Annotated in this window: 15 protein-coding genes and 1 pseudogene; 12 read left to right on the top strand and 4 right to left on the bottom strand. The window is 72.4% G+C overall.

Annotated elements, in window-relative coordinates:
- The first annotated feature begins 119 nt into the window (after positions 1-119).
- Entirely contained in the window at positions 120-887 is a 768-nt protein-coding gene (locus NF681_02635; GenBank protein UST52834.1) for a Crp/Fnr family transcriptional regulator, read from the top strand.
- 89 nt (positions 888-976) lie between these two features.
- On the opposite strand, the gene NF681_02640 is transcribed toward NF681_02635, so the two are convergent.
- Genes NF681_02640 through NF681_02650 form a run of 3 tightly spaced genes read right to left on the bottom strand, consistent with a single transcriptional unit; the run spans position 977 to position 3,932 of the window.
- Positions 977-1,849 carry an isocitrate lyase/PEP mutase family protein gene (locus NF681_02640; protein ID UST52835.1) on the bottom strand — a complete coding sequence of 291 codons (873 nt, stop codon included), beginning with the start codon at positions 1,847-1,849 and terminating at the stop codon, positions 977-979.
- Positions 1,846-2,814, bottom strand: coding sequence for a tripartite tricarboxylate transporter substrate binding protein (locus NF681_02645; GenBank protein UST52836.1), 969 nt, complete (start codon positions 2,812-2,814; stop codon positions 1,846-1,848). The genes NF681_02640 and NF681_02645 overlap by 4 nt, the downstream gene beginning before the upstream one ends.
- Positions 2,811-3,932: a TauD/TfdA family dioxygenase gene (locus NF681_02650; protein UST52837.1), complete on the bottom strand. Its 1,122-nt coding sequence runs from the start codon at positions 3,930-3,932 to the stop codon at positions 2,811-2,813. The genes NF681_02645 and NF681_02650 overlap by 4 nt, the downstream gene beginning before the upstream one ends.
- Before the next feature lie 71 nt (positions 3,933-4,003).
- On the opposite strand from NF681_02650, the gene NF681_02655 reads away from it, so the two are divergent.
- On the top strand, positions 4,004-4,903 hold the full coding sequence (locus tag NF681_02655) for a LysR family transcriptional regulator (GenBank protein ID UST52838.1): 900 nt from the start codon (positions 4,004-4,006) through the stop codon (positions 4,901-4,903).
- A 111-nt stretch (positions 4,904-5,014) separates the two neighbouring features.
- On the opposite strand, the gene NF681_02660 is transcribed toward NF681_02655, so the two are convergent.
- Complete coding sequence (locus tag NF681_02660) at positions 5,015-5,941, bottom strand: LysR family transcriptional regulator (GenBank protein ID UST52839.1); 927 nt, start codon at positions 5,939-5,941, stop codon at positions 5,015-5,017.
- A 131-nt stretch (positions 5,942-6,072) separates the two neighbouring features.
- Between NF681_02660 and NF681_02665 the strand changes: the two genes are divergently transcribed.
- The 10 genes and pseudogenes from NF681_02665 (at position 6,073) to NF681_02710 (ending at position 16,927) form a co-directional block, all read left to right on the top strand.
- Positions 6,073-7,059, top strand: a complete 987-nt coding sequence (locus NF681_02665; protein UST52840.1) for a tripartite tricarboxylate transporter substrate binding protein — start codon at positions 6,073-6,075, stop codon at positions 7,057-7,059.
- Between the two features lie 35 nt (positions 7,060-7,094).
- On the top strand, positions 7,095-9,242 hold the full coding sequence (locus NF681_02670) for an acetate--CoA ligase family protein (protein ID UST52841.1): 2,148 nt from the start codon (positions 7,095-7,097) through the stop codon (positions 9,240-9,242).
- On the top strand, positions 9,239-10,138 hold the full coding sequence (locus tag NF681_02675; GenBank protein UST52842.1) for a MaoC family dehydratase N-terminal domain-containing protein: 900 nt from the start codon (positions 9,239-9,241) through the stop codon (positions 10,136-10,138). Before NF681_02670 ends, NF681_02675 begins: the two co-directional genes overlap by 4 nt.
- An 80-nt stretch (positions 10,139-10,218) precedes the next feature.
- Positions 10,219-10,968 carry a 3-oxoacyl-ACP reductase FabG gene (gene fabG, locus NF681_02680; protein ID UST52843.1) on the top strand — a complete coding sequence of 250 codons (750 nt, stop codon included), beginning with the start codon at positions 10,219-10,221 and terminating at the stop codon, positions 10,966-10,968.
- Positions 10,961-11,779 carry an enoyl-CoA hydratase-related protein gene (locus NF681_02685; protein UST52844.1) on the top strand — a complete coding sequence of 273 codons (819 nt, stop codon included), beginning with the start codon at positions 10,961-10,963 and terminating at the stop codon, positions 11,777-11,779. Before fabG ends, NF681_02685 begins: the two co-directional genes overlap by 8 nt.
- 4 nt (positions 11,780-11,783) lie before the next feature.
- Positions 11,784-12,980 carry an acetyl-CoA C-acetyltransferase gene (locus NF681_02690; protein UST52845.1) on the top strand — a complete coding sequence of 399 codons (1,197 nt, stop codon included), beginning with the start codon at positions 11,784-11,786 and terminating at the stop codon, positions 12,978-12,980.
- A gap of 5 nt (positions 12,981-12,985) precedes the next feature.
- On the top strand, positions 12,986-14,236 hold the full coding sequence (locus NF681_02695) for a CoA transferase (protein UST52846.1): 1,251 nt from the start codon (positions 12,986-12,988) through the stop codon (positions 14,234-14,236).
- A gap of 4 nt (positions 14,237-14,240) precedes the next feature.
- Positions 14,241-15,140 (top strand): MaoC family dehydratase N-terminal domain-containing protein, encoded by a 900-nt coding sequence (locus NF681_02700; GenBank protein UST52847.1) that lies wholly within the window; start codon positions 14,241-14,243, stop codon positions 15,138-15,140.
- A 236-nt stretch (positions 15,141-15,376) separates the two neighbouring features.
- A complete protein-coding gene (locus tag NF681_02705; protein ID UST52848.1) occupies positions 15,377-16,639 on the top strand; it encodes a putative Na+/H+ antiporter in 1,263 nt (420 codons plus the stop codon).
- A gap of 88 nt (positions 16,640-16,727) precedes the next feature.
- Positions 16,728-16,927 (top strand): annotated as a pseudogene (locus tag NF681_02710) (tripartite tricarboxylate transporter substrate-binding protein).
- Positions 16,928-17,018 lie beyond the last annotated feature (91 nt).

A 17,018-nucleotide genomic window follows, 5' to 3' on the forward strand; every position in this document is an offset into this window, starting at 1 on the left:
GTCTGCAAACCTTGCGGCCTTTCTTGCCGATCGCTCCGCCGCGGCCCGGACGGTCGCGACGGCTGCGGCCGGGCTTTGGCGCCAGGGTCTTCCTGGCAGAAGGGAATTCGGTGGCCGACATGACGCATCCGTTGCCCGGAACGGGTCCCGCTGCGAGGCAGCCACCTCCCGGCCTTGCTGCGACCGGGGCGTCCCCGGCGTGGACCGCCAACCGCCTGCTCGCCGGCCTGGCGCCCGAAGACGTCGCGCGCTGGTCGCCGCACCTGCGGGCCCTGGACCTGCCGGCGGGCCACGTGCTCGTGGCGCCGCGCGGGAAACCCCGGCATGTCTACTTTCCGACCACGGCGATCGTCTCGCTGGTCCATGTCCAGGAGGACGGCTCGACGGTGGAGGTCGCGGTGACGGGCCGGGAAGGGTTCGTCGGCGTGCCGGTCGTCACGGGCGGCGACGTCATGCCCTACCAGGCACTCATGCAGACGCCGGGGCAGGTGTGGCAGCTGCCCGTGGAACTGCTCAGGGCCGAAGTCGCGCGTGGCGGCCCGGTGCTGCGTCACCTGCTGCTGTTCGTGCAGGCGCTCTTCACCCAGGTCTCGCAGACGGCCGTGTGCAACCGGCATCACTCGCTGGAGCAGCACCTGTGCCGCTGGTTGCTCCTGATGTTCGACCGGCTCGACGACCGGCAGCTCGCCATGACCCAGGAAGCGATCTCCACGATGCTGGGCGTGCGTCGCGAGACCGTGACCGAGGCGGCCGGCGCGCTCCAGGCCGCGGGCCTGATCCGCTACGCGCGCGGGCGCATCGACCTCGTCGACCGCCGGGGGCTGGAGGGCAGGGCGTGCGAGTGCCATGCCTTCGTCGCGCAGGAGTACCGGCGGCTGCTGGGTTGAGAGCCGATTGCGGCCGGAGCGGTCGTGGGCCGAAGGAGAGCGGCAACACGCATGGCCTGCGGCCGCACGGCTCGGGCGACGCTGACCCCTCAGGCCGCGAACCGCTGCCCGCGCGCCATCAGCTCCGGCGTGCCGATGACTTCGTTCAGTCCGTCGAAATCGAGCATCTCGGCCTGCAGCGGCGAGGTCGTGCCGTTCGAATGCAGGCTCGCGAAGTAGCGCTGCAGCTGCGCCGCCACGAAGCGCGCGGTGCCGCCGGGGAAGATGACGATCCGGAAGCCCCGCGCCCCGAGGGCCTCGGCGCTCTGCACCGGGCTCTTGCCGCCTTCCACCATGTTCGCCAGCATCGGCAGGTGCGGCGCGAAGCGCGCGCAGGCCGCGTCCATGTCGGCCTCGTTGCGCAAGGCCTCGATGAAGAGGGCGTCGACGCCGCACCGGCGGTACGCCTCGGCCCGCTCGAAGGCCGCGTCCAGCCCTTCGATTGCCACCGCGTCGGTGCGCGCCAGGATCAGGGTCCGGTCGGACCGGCGGGCATCGAGCGCGGCCTTCAGCTTGCCGCACATCTCGGCGACCGGCACCAGCGTCTTGCCGTCGAGGTGGCCGCAGCGCTTGGGAAAGTCCTGGTCCTCGAGCTGGATCATGGCCGCGCCCGCCGCCTCGAAGCCGCGCACCGTGCGCTGCACGTTGAGTGCGTTGCCATAGCCGGTGTCGCCGTCGACGATCACCGGGATCGACACCCGGTCGGTGATGCGTGCCAGCACGTCGGTGGTCTCGCTGGCCGTGGTCAGCCCGACGTCGGAGCGGCCCAGCTGCGAATAGGCGACGGCGCCGCCCGAGAGGTAGAGGGCCTCGAAGCCGGCCTGCTCCGCCAGGAGCGCGGTGAGCGCGTCGTACACGCCGGGCGCCAGCAGGGGGCGCGGCTGCGCGAGCCGTTCGCGCAGCGCCATGCGGGGGGCGCTCATTCGGGCTTCGCCCCGGTCGCGGCCACGACCTTGCCCCAGCGCACGATCTCCGCGGCGACGAACTGCTGGAACTCGGCCGGCGTGCTGCCCACCGGCACCAGGCCTTCGTCGGCGAGGCGCCGGGCCATCTCGGGCGAGGCGAGCGCGGCGCGCGCGGCGCCGGCGAGCCGGTCGACCAGCTCCCTGGGCATCCTCGCCGGACCGAACAGGCCGTACCAGGAGTTGTATTCGTAGCCCGGCAGCACCTCGGAGATCGCCGGCACGTCGGGGTACGCGGGCAGGCGCCGGGGACTGGTCACGGCCAGCGCCTTGAGGCGCCCGCCCTTGATCAGCGACTGCACCGTGGCCACGCCCGCGAACACCAGGTCGATCTGCCCGGCCACCACGTCCTGGATCGCCGGGCCGGTGCCCTTGTAGGGCACGCCGACGATGTCGATGCCGGCGTCGCGCCGGAGCATCTCGCCCGCGAGGTGGTTGGCCGAGCCGATCCCGGCCACCGCCACGTTGAGCTTGCCGGGCTGCGCCTTCGCCAGCGCGATCAGTTCGACCACGTTGGTGGCCTTGAACGACGGGCGGGCCACCAGCATCGCGGGCGAACTCGCGATCTGGCTGATGGGCGTGAAGTCCTTGACGGGGTCGAAGGGCAGGCTGTCGTAGAGGGAGGCGTTGATCGCGTGGCTGGTGTAGCTCAGCAGCAGCGTCTGTCCGTCGGGCTCGGCCTTGGCCGTGGCCAGCGCGGCGATGTTGCCCGCCGCGCCGGGGCGGTTGTCGACGATGAACGGCCGGTCCAGCCGCCGGCCGAGTTCGAGGGCGATGGCCCGCGCGACGATGTCGGTGCCGCCGCCGGGCGTGGCGCCGACCAGCAGCCGGGTGGCCTGCGGCTGGGCCGCCGCCGTGCCGAGCATCGTCAGCCCGCCGGGCAGGACCAGCGCGTTCGCCAGCGCGAGGAGTCCACGCCGGTTCATGGCGCCACGCCCGCCTGCCAGGCCTTCAGGGGCATGCCCATGACGGCCGCCTGGCGTCGCTCGTAGTCGACGAACTCGGGGGTGATCGCGCTGCCGCGCACGCCGCCGCGCACCGCGCCGGCGCGCACGTCGCCGTAATACTCCTCCCATTCGGGCGGCAGGGGCTGTGACGAGGGAATCGACATCCAGAGGCGGAACAGGTGGCGCTTGCGGTCCGCGTCCTCGAAGTCCTCGAAGGGCGTGCGCGAGTGCAGGGTGACGTAGTTGTTGAGGAACTGCATGTCGCCGCGCTCCAGCGACATCGTGTAGCAGAAGCGCGGATCGGGCAGCAGTTCGTCGAGCAGGTCGAGCGCCTCGATCTGCGGGGGCGTGAGGCGCGGCGCCTCCGGAAAATCGCGCTGGGCCGCCACCGTGTTCTTGCGGTTGGTGCGCATGGCGAAGTGCGTCGGATCGCTGCCCAGGATCGGGCAGTTGTAGAACGGCGGCTGGCTCGGGTCCTGCGTGCCCTGGTAGCTGTGGTGGATCGGCTGGCGGAGCACCTCGACCAGGTCCGGCCGCACGCGCCGCACCGCGTCGATCACCGCGATCGAGCTGACGACCTTGCTGGTCCCGCCGGCCTTGGCGGTGCGGCGGCACAGCAGGCCCACCACGTCGCAGGAGTCCTGGTGGAAGTCGAGACCGGCGTTGGTGTTGTAGCCGCGCCCGCCCTTGACCTTGTAGTCGCCGCCCTCGTCGCGCACGTCGTTCATGATCTGGCTGGCGCGGTTCTGGGTGCGCGCCACGCCCATGTACAGGCTCATGCCCCACACGGCGAGGCGCGTCTCGTCCTCGCTCCAGCGCTCGACCGGAAAGCCCTTGAGCAGGCACATGCCCCAGCGGCCCTGCGTGGTCGCCATGGCCTGGGCCAGGGCGCCGGCCGCGTCGGCGTCGAGCGGGAAGTCGGCCTGGGTCATCGCCAGGAAGGGCTTGTCGAGCCGCCTGGCGTGGGCCAGCGCGGCATCGAGGCCGGCCACCACCTCGGCGCCGAGGTGCTGGATCCATGATTCGTCCTGCTGGACGTCGGCGGCGAGCCAGGCGCGGGGCCCGGTGCCCAGGTGGTCGGGGATGTCTCTGTTCATGTGGCGCAGTCTAGGCAGGCCGCGCCAGGGAAAATAGCGATGTTCCTTGGTGTCCTGAGTCAGGAAATTTGATGAAGCTGGATGCGTTCTCCACGCTCGACGCCGTGCTGCGCGGCGGCACGCTCGCCGCGGCGGCGGCCGAGATGGACCTCACGCCGAGCGCGGTGAGCATGAAGATGAAGCAGCTGGAGGTCTACATGGGCCAGCCGCTGTTCGACCGCTCGGGCCTGCAGGTGCGCCCGACGCGCCTGGCCCACGACGTCTCGACCGTCATGCGCGATGCCCTGCAGCAGCTCGAATCGCTGCGCAAGCGTCCGGGCGTGAGCATCGAGGGCGTGGTGCGGCTGGGCATGATCGAGTCGATGCAGCCCGTGCTGCTGCCCGGCGTGCTCCGGCTGCTGCGCGACCGCTACCCGCTGCTGGACGTGCGGCCCACGCGCGGCCGCAGCACCGGCCTGGTGGCCGCGGTGAAGGCGGGGGAACTCGACGCGGCGCTGGTCGCGCAGCCCGAGCGCGGCGCGTCCAGCCGCCTGCGCTGGCGCTCGATGCTGCGGCGCGAACTCGTGCTGATCGCGCCGCCGGGCGTGCAGGAGAGCAGTGTCGCGGCCCTGTTCCGGCAGCACGAGTGGATCCGCTACGACCGCGACACGGTCACCGGCGCGCTGGCGGCGCGCTACGTCGGCACGCACGTGAAGGAAAAGCGCAGCGAGCTCGAGTTCGACACGGTCGCGGCCATCGTCTCGATGGTGAGCGCGGGCCTGGGCATCTCGCTGGTGCAACTGGCCGACCCGAGGCTGTGCCAGATCTATCCGGTGCGCATCGTGCGGCTGGGCCGGGGTGCGCCGGTGCTGCAGCTGTCGCTGGTGACCCGCAAGGCCGACGACGACGACCGGTCGCTGGGCGTGCTGCGCGATGCGATGACCTCCGTGTGCATCGACGCGCAGCGCCAGCGGGCGTCGAGCGGGGTGTGAGGCCGCGCGCCGCCGGGGGTCTTCGGGCCCTGGCTCCCGGCGGGCGAACCGGGCCGGCCGGGTCCGGCCGCACCCGCGGGCGCCGTCATCAGAGGATGCGTGGGCTGACCGTCAACCCGGACCCGGGTCGGGCCTCGCGCCGGGTCGTGCCGCCTCGCCTTCGGCGACCGTCAGGAACCGGCGCAACGCGGGGTTCGGATTGCGGCCGTGGTGGGCCAGTGCGATGCCGATGGTCGCGGCCGGCGGCAGGTCGGCGATGGGGCGGAAGACGGCGCCGGAGGAGCGCTGGTAGACCGTGTTGGCCGCCGGAACCAGCGCCACGCCCAGCCCGCTGGCGACCAGGCCCAGCACCGTCTGCACCTGCACGGCCTCCTGAGTGACGCGGGGCGCCACGCCCGCGTCCTGGAGCACCCGGCTGGCGGCGGCGTGCAGGCCGCCCACCGGCGACGGGGCGTAGGCGATGAACGGCTGGTTTTCCAGTTGGGCCAGCCGGATCGACGGCTTGCGCGCGAGCGCATGGCCCTTGGGCAGGGCCAGGCAGAAGTGGTCCTCCTCGACCTGCTGGAAGCGCAGCTCGGGCGGCCGGGTGGTGGGCAGCCGGACCAGGCCGAGATCGAGCGCCCCCGTCGCCACGCGCGAGAGCAGTTCCAGGTTGGTTCCTTCGCTCAGGCTGAGGTGGACGGCGGGGCAGCGCTGGCTGAACGCCTGCACCAGGCGCGGCAGCAGCCGCACCGTGACCGAACCGCTGAAGCCGATGCGCAGCCGCCCCGCGTCGCCGGCTTCGGCCTGCAGCGCGGCGGCCGCGATCTGCGAAGCGGCTTCCAGGCTGCGCCGGGCCGCCGCGAGCGCCGCTTCGCCCGCTGCCGTGAGGCGCACGCCGCGCGACCCGCGCACGAACAGCGGCAGGCCGATCTCCTCCTCCAGCTTGCGGATCGCCACCGACAGCGGCGGCTGCGCCATGTGCAGGCGTTGCGCCGCGACGCTGAAGCTGCCTTCCTCGGCCAGCACGATGAACTGACGCAGCTGACGCAATTCCATCCATACACCCCGTATATAGAAGAGTCCACCAAAAGTATTGGATCGAATATACCCCGCTGCCTACCATCGGTCTTCATCACAAGGTGGCGCCCGATGTCCGGGCCGCGCACCGAACTCCAGGAGACAACCTCATGACCACCTTCACCCGTCGCGCGGTGGGCACCGCGCTGGGCCTGCTGGCACTCTGCACGGTGGCCCCGGCCGCCCTGGCGCAAGCCACGGCCTATCCGTCCAGGGCCGTCAGGATCGTGGTGCCGTATTCGCCCGGCGGCACCAACGACAGCGTGGCGCGGCTGCTGGCGCAGCAACTGGGCGAGCGGATGGGCCAGCCCTTCATCGTCGAGAACAAGCCCGGGGCGTCGGGCAACCTGGGCGCCGAACTCGTGGCGCGCGCGCCCGCCGACGGCTACACGCTGCTGCTGGTGACCATGGGCCACACCATCCATCCGTCCCTCTACAAGAACCTGCGCTACGACATCCGCACCGACCTCGTCCCGGTGACCTCGCTCACCAGCGGTCCGGCGCTGGTCATGGTCAACCCGGGCCTCGGCATCAACAGCGTCAAGGACCTGATCGCGCGCGCCAAGGCCAAACCGGGCGAGCTGAACTTCTCGTCCGCGGGCAACGGCTCCTCCACGCACCTGGGCACCGAATACCTCAGCGAACTCGCCGGCATCAAGATGACGCACATCCCGTTCAACGGCAGCGCGCCGGCCATGATGGACGTCATCGCCGGCAACTCGCAGGTGGTGATGGACATGATGTTCTCCGCCACGCCGCAGGTGAAAGGGGGCAAGCTCAAGGCGATCGCGCAGACCGGCGCCACGCGCTCGCCGAGCATGCCGGACGTGCCCACCGTGGCGGAGTCGGGTCTGCCGGGCTTCGAGGTGTCGGTGTGGAACGGCCTGATGGCGCCGGCGGGCACCCCCAGGGACGTGATCGCCAGGCTCAACGCCGAAATCCGGCGCGAGCTCGCCACCCCGGAGTTCAAGGAGCGTCTGGCGGCCCAGGGCTACGAGCCCGCCGGGTCCACGCCCGAGCAGTTCGGCCAGCGCATCGCCGCCGACATCGACCGCTGGGCCAAGGTGGTCAGGAGCTCGGGCGCCAAGGCCGAGTGAGCGCCGTGCATCCCTCACCTTCCACGAAATCGCCCATGTCCGCACATCCCGCGCTCAGCCGCCTGCTGCACCCCCGTTCCGTCGCCGTCGTCGGCGCGTCCGACGACCCGCTGCGCATCGGCGGACGCCCCATCGCCTACATGCGGCAGCAGGGGTTCCAGGGTCGGTTGATGCCCGTCAACCCCAATCGCCCGCAGATCCAGGGCCTGCCGGCCTTCGCCAGCGTGGCCGACCTGCCGGAGACGCCGGACGTGGCCATCGTCGCGGTGGCCGCCCGGCTCGCGCCGCAGGTGGTCGCCGACCTGGGGGCGCGCGGCACGCAGGCGGCCATCGTGTTCTCCGCCGGCTTCGCCGAGATGGGCCCCGAGGGCGCCGCGCTGGAGCACCGGATGCTGGCGGCCGCGCGGTCGAGCGGGGTGCGCCTGCTGGGGCCCAACTCGCTGGGCGTGCTCAGTCCGCGCCTGGGCTTCTACGGAAGTTTCACCTCGGTGGTCGAGATGGGCTTTCCCGACGCCGGGCGCGTGGGCATCGCCAGCCAGTCCGGCGCGTACGGCAGCCACATCCTGGGGCTCGCGCGCGAGTTCGGCATCGGGGTCTCGTCGTGCGCGATGAGCGGCAACGAGAGCGACATCACCCTCGGCGAGCTGGTGCAGGCCTTCGTCGACGATGGCGACACCGATGTCATCGCCGTCTACTCCGAGGGCGTCCGCGACGGCGCGCGCCTGCTCGCGGCGCTGGAGGCGGCGCGCCGCGCGCGCAAGCCGGTGGTGATGATGAAGGTCGGCACCAGCGCCGTGGGCAGTGCGGCGGCCCAGTCGCACACCGCCTCCATCGCCGGCAACGACGCCGTGACCGACGCCGTGCTGGCCGACCACGGCGTGGTGCGCGCGCGTTCCACCGAACACATGCTCGACGTCGCCCGCCTGGCCACGCGGCGCATCTACCCGGTGGGCAATTCCCTGGGCGTGATCACCGTGAGCGGCGGCGCCGGCGTGATCGTCTCGGACGCGGCAGAGACCGTCGGCCTGGCCATGCCCGAGATGCCCGCCGCGGCGCAACAGCACCTGAGGGCGCTCATCCCCTTCGCCGCGCCGCGCAACCCCGTGGACTGCACCGCGCAGTTCATGAACGACCTGAGCATCGCGGGCCGCTTCACCGAAGCCGTGGTGCAGGAGGGCGGCTACCAGTCCATCCTGGGCTTCTTCACCTACACGGTAGGCGCGGCGTCGATCGCCGACGGACTGCGCGCGCAGCTCAAGGCGGTGCGAGACCGCCACCCCGACCGGCTGTTCGTGCTGTGCATCCTGGCCTCCAGGGAGCGCGTGCGCCAGTACGAGGCCGATGGTTTCACCGTGTTCGAGGACCCGGCCCGCGCCGTCGTCGCCATCGAGGCCATGGGCCGCTTCGGGGAAGCCTTCGCGCGCCGGCCGGGTCGCGCCGCCCCCGTGGTGGCATGGGTCGCGCTGCCGGCGGAGACGCCCAGCGAAGCCGAGGCCAAGCACGTGCTGGGCGAGGCCGGCATCGCGGTGGCGCCCGAGCGGACCTGCGCCACCGCCGACGCGGCGGTGGCCGCCGCCGAGGCGCTGGGCTGGCCCGTGGTCATGAAGATCCTGTCGCCCGACATCCTGCACAAGTCCGAGATCGGCGGCGTGCTGCTGGACGTGGCCGATGCCGACGCGGTGCGTGCCGGTTTCGCCACGCTGATCGAACGCGGCCGGCAGGCCGTGCCTACGGCGCGCATCGAGGGCGTGCTGGTGGCCAAGCAGCTCGGCGGCGGCGTCGAGTGCATCCTGGGCATCCAGCGCGACCCGGTGTTCGGGCCGGTGGCGATGTTCGGGCTGGGCGGCATCTTCGTCGAGGTGATGAAGGACGTCGTGCTGCACCAGTGCCCGTTCGGCGAGGACGTGGCCGAGCGGATGATCCGCTCGATCAAGGGCGCGCCGCTGCTGCTGGGCGCGCGCGGCAAGCCGCCGGTGGACGTGAAGGCGCTCGCGGCGATGCTCTCGCGCCTGTCGGTGTTCGCGCACCGGGCGGGCGAACGCCTGCAGTCGATCGACCTGAACCCGGTGTTCGCGTTGCCCGACGGCCAGGGCGCCTACGCCGCGGACGCCGTCCTGTCGCTGCTGCCGATCGCGCCGGCGGGCGGGGCGGCGGTGGCGCCCGGCGAAGCGGTGGTCGCATGACGTCCGACGCCCCGACCCCGGTGGTCGCGCGGCTCGATCCCCGGGCGCTGCTGGCACGCGGCTTCGAGCCCGTCGAGCAGCGCTACGGCGAGCGCGACAGCATCCTCTACGCGCTCGGCTGCGGCCTGGGCGGCGACGCGATGGACGAGGGCCCGCTGCGCTACGTCTACGAAGGCGCCGCCGGTGGACTTCGGGCACTGCCCACCTTGATCAACGTGCTGGGCTACGGCGGCTTCTGGGCCGACCGGCCGGACACCGGCATCACCTGGCGCCGGCTCGTGCATGCCGAGCAGGCGATCGTGCTGCACCGCCCGCTGGCGGCGCGGGGGCACGTCGTCGGCCGCAACCGCGTGACCGGCCTGCACGACAAGGGCGCCGGGAAGGGCGCGCTGATGGTCCAGCAACGCGAGGTGACCGACGCCACGAGCGGCGAGCCGCTCGCCACCGTCACGCAGACCACCATGCTGCGCGCGGACGGCGGCTTCGGCGGCGCGCACGGCACGCCCCTGGCGGCCCCGCACGCCGTGCCCGACCGCGCGTCCGATGCGGTCTGCGACCTGCCGACGTCCCCGCGCGCCGCGCTGCTCTACCGCCTGAGCGGAGACTTCAATCCGCTGCATGCCGATCCGGCCGTGGCGCGGACGGCGGGGTTCCCGCGCCCCATCCTGCATGGCCTGGCGACCATGGGCGTGGCCCTGCATGCCGTGCTGAGGACGCTGCTGGGCTACGACGCCGGCGACGTGCGCGGGATGCGCGTGCGCTTCGTGGCGCCGGTGCTGCCCGGCGAGACGCTGCGCACCGAGCTGTGGCGCGATGGCGCGGTGGTGTCGCTTCGGACGACGGCGCTGGCGCGCGGCGTGGTCGTGCTCGGCGCGGGCCGCGTCGACCTGGCCTGACGGGCACCGCCCGCGCGTCCGAACCCCACGACCCGACAACCCGACAACCCGACAACGAACACATCGAAGGAATCGCCATCATGGATCTGCAGATCAGGGACAAGGTCGCCATCGTCACGGGCTCCGCGCGCGGCCTGGGCGCCGCCACGGCACGCCGGCTGGCCGAGGAGGGCGCGCACGTCGTCGTCACCGACATCCTGCGCGAGCAGGCCGAGGCCACCGCCGCCGCGCTGGTCGCCGACGGCCTGTCGGCCCATTGCGTCGTCGCCGACATCACCAAGGCCGCCGAGGTGCAGGGGCTGGTGGACGAGACGGTGGCGCGCTTCGGCGGTGTCCACATCCTCGTGAACAACGCCGGTTTTCCCCGCGACCGCTACCTGGTCAAGATGAGCGAGGACGACTGGGACCTGGTGATGGAGGTGATGCTCAAGGGCGCCTTCCTGGCCAGCAGGGCGGTGATGCCCCGTTTCATCGAACAGGGTTGGGGCCGCATCGTCAACATCAGCTCGCGCGCGCACTTCGGCAATCCGACGCAGGCCAACTACTCGGCCGCCAAGGCCGGGCTGATCGGCATGGCCAAGGCGCTGGCGATCGAGGAGGGACGCTACGGCGTCACGGTGAACTGCGTGGCCCCGGGCTTCATGGAGACCGAGATGGTGCAGGCGCTCGCCACCTACGAGACCATCAAGGAACGCGCCGTGGCCCTGCAGCCGATCAAGCGCGTGGGCAAGCCGGCGGACATCGCCGACGCCGTGGCGTTCCTGGCCTCGGAGCGCGCCGGCTTCATCACCGGCGAGGTGCTGCACGTGACCGGTGGCCGCTATGGCTGAGTTCGTGCGCTGCGAGGTGACGGCCGGCGTCGCCGTCCTGACGCTGGACAACCCGCCCTTGAACGTCGTGTGCCGGGGCCTGACGCAGGCGCTGGACCGCGCCCTCGACGCCGTCGAGGCCGACGCGTCGGTGCGCGCGGTGGTGGTGACGGGCGCGAGCGACCGCGCCTTCTGCGCGGGCTCGGACATCGCCGAGTTCCAGCCCCTGATGACGCCGGGCCGCATCGGTCCGGAGAAGCTGGCGCTGCAGCACCGCGTGTTCGGCCGGCTCGACGACCTGGCGAAGCCGACCGTCGCGGCGCTCAACGGCCTGGCCTTCGGCGGCGGGCTGGAGATCGCGGTGTGCTGCGACCTGATCGTGGCCGACGAGACGGCGCGCCTCGCGCTGCCCGAGATCAAGCTGGGCGTCTTTCCCGGCAGCGGCGGCGCGGTGCGCGTCACCCGCCGCGTGGGCGAAGGGCGCGCCAAGGAGCTGATGTTCCTCGGCGAGCCGATCGACGCGGCCACGGCGCTGGCCTGGGGCCTGATCAACCGCGTCGCGCCGCGCGGCACCGCGCTGGCGGCCGCCCTGGCGCTGGCGACCACGCTGGCCCTGCGGCCGCCCCTGGCGCTGGCGCTGTGCAAGCGCGCCATCGACCTGAGCTTCGATCTCACGGAGGACGCGGCCATCGCCGCCGCGCTGCCGCTGTCCGAACGGGTCTTCACCTCGGCCGAGTCCAGGGAAGGCGTGCGCGCCTTTCTGGCCCGGGAGACGCCGCGGTTTCCCGACTTCCGCATTCCCGCCGGTGCCCCCGGTGCCTTGAAAGACTGAGAACATGAAACGCGCAGCCATCGTCTCGCCCCTCCGCACGCCCATCGGTGCCTTCGGCGGGGGTCTGAGGACCGTGCCCGTGGAGGAACTCGGCGCGACCGTCGCCCGGGCCATCGTCGAGCGCACCGGCCTCGACCCGGCCCGCATCGAGGACGTCGTCTTCGGCCATTCGTACATGAACGGCGAGGTGCCCTGCACCGGCCGCTGGATCGCGCTGCAGGCGGGTTTCCCGATCGGCGTGGCGGGCATGCAGCTCGACCGCCGCTGCGGCAGCGGCCTGCAGGCCATCGCGACGGCCGCCATGATGGTGCAGACCGGCGTGGCCGACGTGGTCATGGCCGGCGGCGTCGAGAGCATGAGCAACGTCGAGTACTACACCACCGACATGCGCTGGGGCAAGCGCGCGGGCACGGTCGCATTCCACGACCGGCTGGAGCGTGGCCGCGAGCGTTCGCAGCCCGAATCGCGCTTCGGCAGGATCAGCGGAATGATCGAGACGGCCGAGAACCTGGCGCGCGACCACGGCATCAGCCGGGAGGCATCCGACGCCTTCGCGCTGCGCAGCCACCAGCGCGCCGCCGCCGCCTGGGCGTCGGGCAAGTTCGCCCAGGAGGTGGTGCCGGTGGACGTGCCCCAGCGCAAGGGCGACCCGGTGCGGGTGGAACGCGACGAGGGCATCCGCGGCGACCTCACGCTGGAACAGCTGGCCAGGCTCCGACCGATCGCCAAGGGCGGCGTCGTCACCGCCGGCAACGCCTGCCAGCAGAACGACGCGGCGGCGGCCTGCCTGATCGTGGCCGAGGACCGGCTCGAGGCGCTCGGCCTCACGCCCATCGGCTACCTGCACAGCTGGGCGGCGGCCGGCTGCGAGCCCTCGCACATGGGGATCGGCCCGGTGCCGGCGGTGGCCAAGCTGTTCGCGCGCAACGGCCTGGGCTTCGACGACATGGGCCTGGTCGAGCTCAACGAAGCCTTCGCCTGCCAGGCCCTGGCGGTGGCCAAGGGGTGGGGCTGGAACGATCCGGAGCGCTTCAACGTCAACGGCTCGGGCATCTCGCTGGGCCATCCGGTCGGCGCGACGGGCGTGCGCATCATGACCTCGCTGCTGCACGAGATGGACCGGCGCGGCGCGCGCTACGGCCTGGAGACCATGTGCATCGGCGGCGGGCAGGGGCTGGCGGCGGTGTTCGAGCGCGCCTGACCCGCATGACCTATCCCTTCCTGAACCGGCTGCGGGTCATCGAGAGCTCGGCCTTCATCGCCGCGCCCCTCGCGGGGCTGACCCTGGCTCAGCACGGCGCCGACGTGATCCGCATCGACATGATCGGTGGCGGCATCGACTACCGCCGCATGCCGCGCATGCCGCATCCCCAGGGGCGGGGCCGCAGCCTCTACTGGACGGCGCTGAACAAGGGCAAGCGCTCGGTCGCCGTCGACCTGCGCCGCCCGGAGGGCCGCGAACTGATCCAGGCGCTGGTCACCGCCCCCGGTCCCGAGGCCGGCGTGCTCCTGACCAACATCGGCACGCCCTGGCTGGACCACGGCGTGCTCGCCGGGCGGCGCGCCGACGTCGTCAGCTGCACCATCCAGGGCAACGGCGACGGCAGCACGGCGGTCGACTACACGGTCAACACGTCCACCGGCTACCCGCTGGTGACCGGCGACGGCTCCGCGCAGCGACCGGTCAATCACGTGCTGCCGGCCTGGGACATCGCCTGCGCCTACCAGGCGGCCTTCGGCATCCTGGCGGCGGTGGACCGGCGCCGGCGCACCGGCGAGGGGGCCGAGCTGAAGCTGGCCCTGTCCGACACCGCCTTCACCCTGCTGTCGCACCTGGGCGTGCTGGCCGAGGTCGAGCTCCTGAAGCAGGAGCGGCCGTCCATCGGCAACCACCTCTACGGCGCCTTCGGACGCGACTTCGCGACCGCCGACGGGCAGCGGCTGATGGTCGTGGCGATTTCGGCCGGCCAGTGGAAATGCCTGGTGTCGGCCTGCGGCATCGCGGCTGGCGTGGCCGATCTGCAGCAGCGCACGGGGCTCGACCTGTCCGACGAAGCCTGCCGTTTCGAGGCCCGCGACGCGATCGCGGACCTCCTGGTGCCCTGGTTCGCCGCGCGCGACCGGGCGTGCGCGGAGCGCGAACTGAAGGCCGGCAACGCCACCTACGGGGGCTACGACACGGTGTCGGAGCTGCTGGCGCGCGATCCGCGCTTCGACGCGTCCCGTAATCCGGTGTTCGAGCGCATCGACACCCCCGGCGTCGGCGAGCACATCGCCGCCGGCTCGGCGCTGCGGGCGGCGGGTCTGGCGCGCGCGCCCACCGCGCCGGCCGCGCTGCTCGGCGCCCACACCGACGAGGTCCTGCACGACGTGCTGGGCCTGGACGGCGCGGCCATCGGCCGGCTGCACGACGCCGGCGTGGTCGCCGGCACCGAAGCCGACCCCACCGTGGGATGAAGCGATGACCGCCAACGACCGGACGTCCCTGGCGGACGACCCCTGGTGCCAGGCGTGGGTGGGCCGCGAGGAACGTGCCGTCGCGGCCATCGCGCCCGAGGCCGTGGCCGCGCTGGCCGCCACGCTGGACCGTCCCGCGCCGCGCGCGGGCGATGCGCTGCCGCCGGGCTGGCAGTGGCTGTTCTTCAACCCGGTCGCGGCGCAGGCCGAACTGGGCGACGACGGCCATCCGGTGCGCACGCCGCAAGGCTTCCTGCCGCCGCTGGCGCTGCCGCGCCGCATGTGGGCGGGCAGCCGCATCCGCTACCTGGCGCCGCTGCCCGTCGGTGCCACGGCCACGCGCGTCAGCCGCATCGAACGCGTCACGCCCAAGGCCGGGCGCAGCGGCGGCATGTGCTTCGTCACCGTCACGCACCGCATCGCCAGCGCGGGCCGCGACCGCATCGTCGAGGAGCAGGACATCGTCTACCGCGAGGCGTCGTCCGCCGCGGTGGCATCGACGACCCCCGCGGCCCCCGCGGCCCCGGACGCCGTGGCGGAGCCGGCGCGCTGGCGGCGCGCGTTGCGGCCCGACCCGGTGCTGCTGTTCCGCTATTCGGCGCTGACCTTCAACGGTCACCGCATCCACTACGACCGGCCGTACGCCCGCGAGGTCGAGCACTACCGCGACCTGGTCGTGCACGGCCCCCTGACGGCCACCCTGCTGCAGGCGCTTGCCCGCGATGCGTGGCCCGGTCGGACGCTCGACGCGTTCGACTTCAAGGGCCTGCAACCGCTTTTCGTGGACGAGCCGCTGGCGCTGTGCGCCGACCCGGACGGTGCGGACCGCCTCGCCCTGCGCGCCCTGGCACCGGACGGCGCGACGGCCATGCGCGCGACGGCCCTTTTCCATCCCCGGGGCTGAACCCGTCCAGCACCCGGCGCGCGGCGGTCGCGGCGTCCCCGGCGATCGCCGGGCCGGGTGTCGCGCCCGGCCGCGACGATGCACGGAACCGATGTCCGATGGCCCGAAACCGCCGCCGTGGCCGGCGCCGTTCCGCCCGATTCGAATAAAATGCGGATCGGGTGGCATGCCGTTTCGGGCATTCCAGGATTTGCGCAGGTCGGGCCGCCGCGCGGTCTCGCCACGCCAGGAACCTCATGTCCGACACCCCGATCCAGTGGATCGCGGCAGCCATCTTCGCTGTCGCCTTGCTGCACACCTTCAGCGCCAAGCAGTTCGAGCGCCTTTCCCATCGCTACCCGCGCCATGCCGGCCTGTTTCACCTGCTCGGCGAGGTCGAGGTCGTCTTCGGGTTCTGGGCCATCGTCCTGGTCGTCTTGATGGCGGTCGTCGTCGGCGGCGGCAGTGCCCTGGACTATGCGGAGTCCCGCAACTACACCGAACCGCTCTTCGTCTTCGTGGTGATGGTGATCGCGGCGTCGCGTCCCGTGCTGCGCACCGTGATGTCGCTGGTCGATGCCCTCGCGCGCATCGCGCCGGTTCGCACGCCGCTCGCGACGGCCTGGCTGGGGCTGGCCGCCGTCCCCCTGCTCGGCTCGCTGATCACGGAGCCCGCCGCCATGACGATCGCCGCGCTGATGCTCGCGCCGCAGATCTTCCGGCCCGACGTGCCCGAACGCCTGAAGTATCTGGCGCTCGGCGTGCTCTTCGTCAACGTCTCCATCGGCGGGACGCTCACGTCGTATGCCGCGCCGCCGGTGCTGATGGTGGCGACCACCTGGCAGTGGGACAGCGCGTTCATGCTGGCCACGTTCGGCTGGAAGGCGGCGCTGGCCGTGCTGCTGAACGCCACGCTCGCCACCGGCATCCTGCGCCGGCATCTGCGGCCCGCGCCGGCGGGCGAGGGGGCCGTGCCGGCGCACGCCCGCATGCCGCTGTCGGTGGTCGCCGTCCACCTGGCGCTGCTGGCCGGGGTGGTGCTCTTCGCCCACCATCCGGTCGTGTTCCTCGGCCTCTTCCTGATGTTCCTCGGTTTCACCCAGGCCTACGAGCGTCACCAGAGTCCGCTCATCCTGAAGGAGGCGCTGCTGGTCGGGTTCTTCCTGGCGGGGCTGGTGGTGCTGGGTGGCATGCAGCAATGGTGGCTCCAGCCGATCGTCTCCGGACTCGCACCCGTGGCGCTGTTCGTGGGCGCGCTCGGACTCACCGCCATCACCGACAACGCCGCGCTGACCTACCTGGGCTCGCTGATCGTCGGCATTTCCGACCCGTCGAAGTACATGCTCGTCGCGGGTGCCGTGGCGGGGGGCGGACTGACCGTGATCGCCAACGCCCCCAATCCCGCGGGCGTGGCGTTGCTCAAGCGCGGCTTCGCCGACGAGACCATCGGCGCGGGCGGCCTGCTGCTCGGCGCGCTGGGCCCGACCTGCGTCGCGGCGGCAGCGTTCATGTTCCTCTGAAGGCGCGCCCGCTGGCCGTGCCTCAGGCCACGAACGTGCAGACCGACGCGAAGGTGCGCGCGTCCATGTTGGTGCGCCTTCGGGCGGCGCCAAGACGCCCAAGCCGCTGCTGGACCGCTGGAACACCGAGATCGTCAAGGTGCTCAACACCCCGGACGTGCGCAGAACCTGCTCAAGCACGGCCAGACCGCGGGCCCGACCAGCCGCGAGGAACTCGGCAAGTTCATCGCGGAGGAGAACGTCAAGTGGGGCCGGATCATCCGCGAACGCAAGATCACGGCCGACTGAGCATCGCGGCCGGCCGCGCCGGCCCGACCGGAATCCAGGCGCGGTCGACCGCCACCCGGTGCGCCGGGCGTTCCCGCGCGCGCCGGGCGGA

Source organism: Comamonadaceae bacterium OTU4NAUVB1, from assembly GCA_024372625.1.
In the GTDB taxonomy this organism is placed as follows: Bacteria; Pseudomonadota; Gammaproteobacteria; order Burkholderiales; family Burkholderiaceae_C; genus Variovorax.

What these genes read in the sequence shown, in the direction of transcription:
- NF681_02700 (UST52847.1), top strand. Translation starts at nt 14,241, where the DNA reads ATGACCGCCAACGACCGGACGTCCCTGGCGGACGACCCCTGGTGCCAG.
- NF681_02695 (UST52846.1), top strand. Translation starts at nt 12,986, where the DNA reads ATGACCTATCCCTTCCTGAACCGGCTGCGGGTCATCGAGAGCTCGGCC.
- NF681_02635 (UST52834.1), top strand. Translation starts at nt 120, where the DNA reads ATGACGCATCCGTTGCCCGGAACGGGTCCCGCTGCGAGGCAGCCACCT.
- NF681_02655 (UST52838.1), top strand. Translation starts at nt 4,004, where the DNA reads ATGAAGCTGGATGCGTTCTCCACGCTCGACGCCGTGCTGCGCGGCGGC.
- fabG (UST52843.1), top strand. Translation starts at nt 10,219, where the DNA reads ATGGATCTGCAGATCAGGGACAAGGTCGCCATCGTCACGGGCTCCGCG.
- NF681_02670 (UST52841.1), top strand. Translation starts at nt 7,095, where the DNA reads ATGTCCGCACATCCCGCGCTCAGCCGCCTGCTGCACCCCCGTTCCGTC.
- NF681_02640 (UST52835.1), bottom strand. Translation starts at nt 1,849, where the DNA reads ATGAGCGCCCCCCGCATGGCGCTGCGCGAACGGCTCGCGCAGCCGCGC.
- NF681_02645 (UST52836.1), bottom strand. Translation starts at nt 2,814, where the DNA reads ATGAACCGGCGTGGACTCCTCGCGCTGGCGAACGCGCTGGTCCTGCCC.
- NF681_02650 (UST52837.1), bottom strand. Translation starts at nt 3,932, where the DNA reads ATGAACAGAGACATCCCCGACCACCTGGGCACCGGGCCCCGCGCCTGG.
- NF681_02705 (UST52848.1), top strand. Translation starts at nt 15,377, where the DNA reads ATGTCCGACACCCCGATCCAGTGGATCGCGGCAGCCATCTTCGCTGTC.
- NF681_02685 (UST52844.1), top strand. Translation starts at nt 10,961, where the DNA reads ATGGCTGAGTTCGTGCGCTGCGAGGTGACGGCCGGCGTCGCCGTCCTG.
- NF681_02660 (UST52839.1), bottom strand. Translation starts at nt 5,941, where the DNA reads ATGGAATTGCGTCAGCTGCGTCAGTTCATCGTGCTGGCCGAGGAAGGC.
- NF681_02665 (UST52840.1), top strand. Translation starts at nt 6,073, where the DNA reads ATGACCACCTTCACCCGTCGCGCGGTGGGCACCGCGCTGGGCCTGCTG.
- NF681_02690 (UST52845.1), top strand. Translation starts at nt 11,784, where the DNA reads ATGAAACGCGCAGCCATCGTCTCGCCCCTCCGCACGCCCATCGGTGCC.
- NF681_02675 (UST52842.1), top strand. Translation starts at nt 9,239, where the DNA reads ATGACGTCCGACGCCCCGACCCCGGTGGTCGCGCGGCTCGATCCCCGG.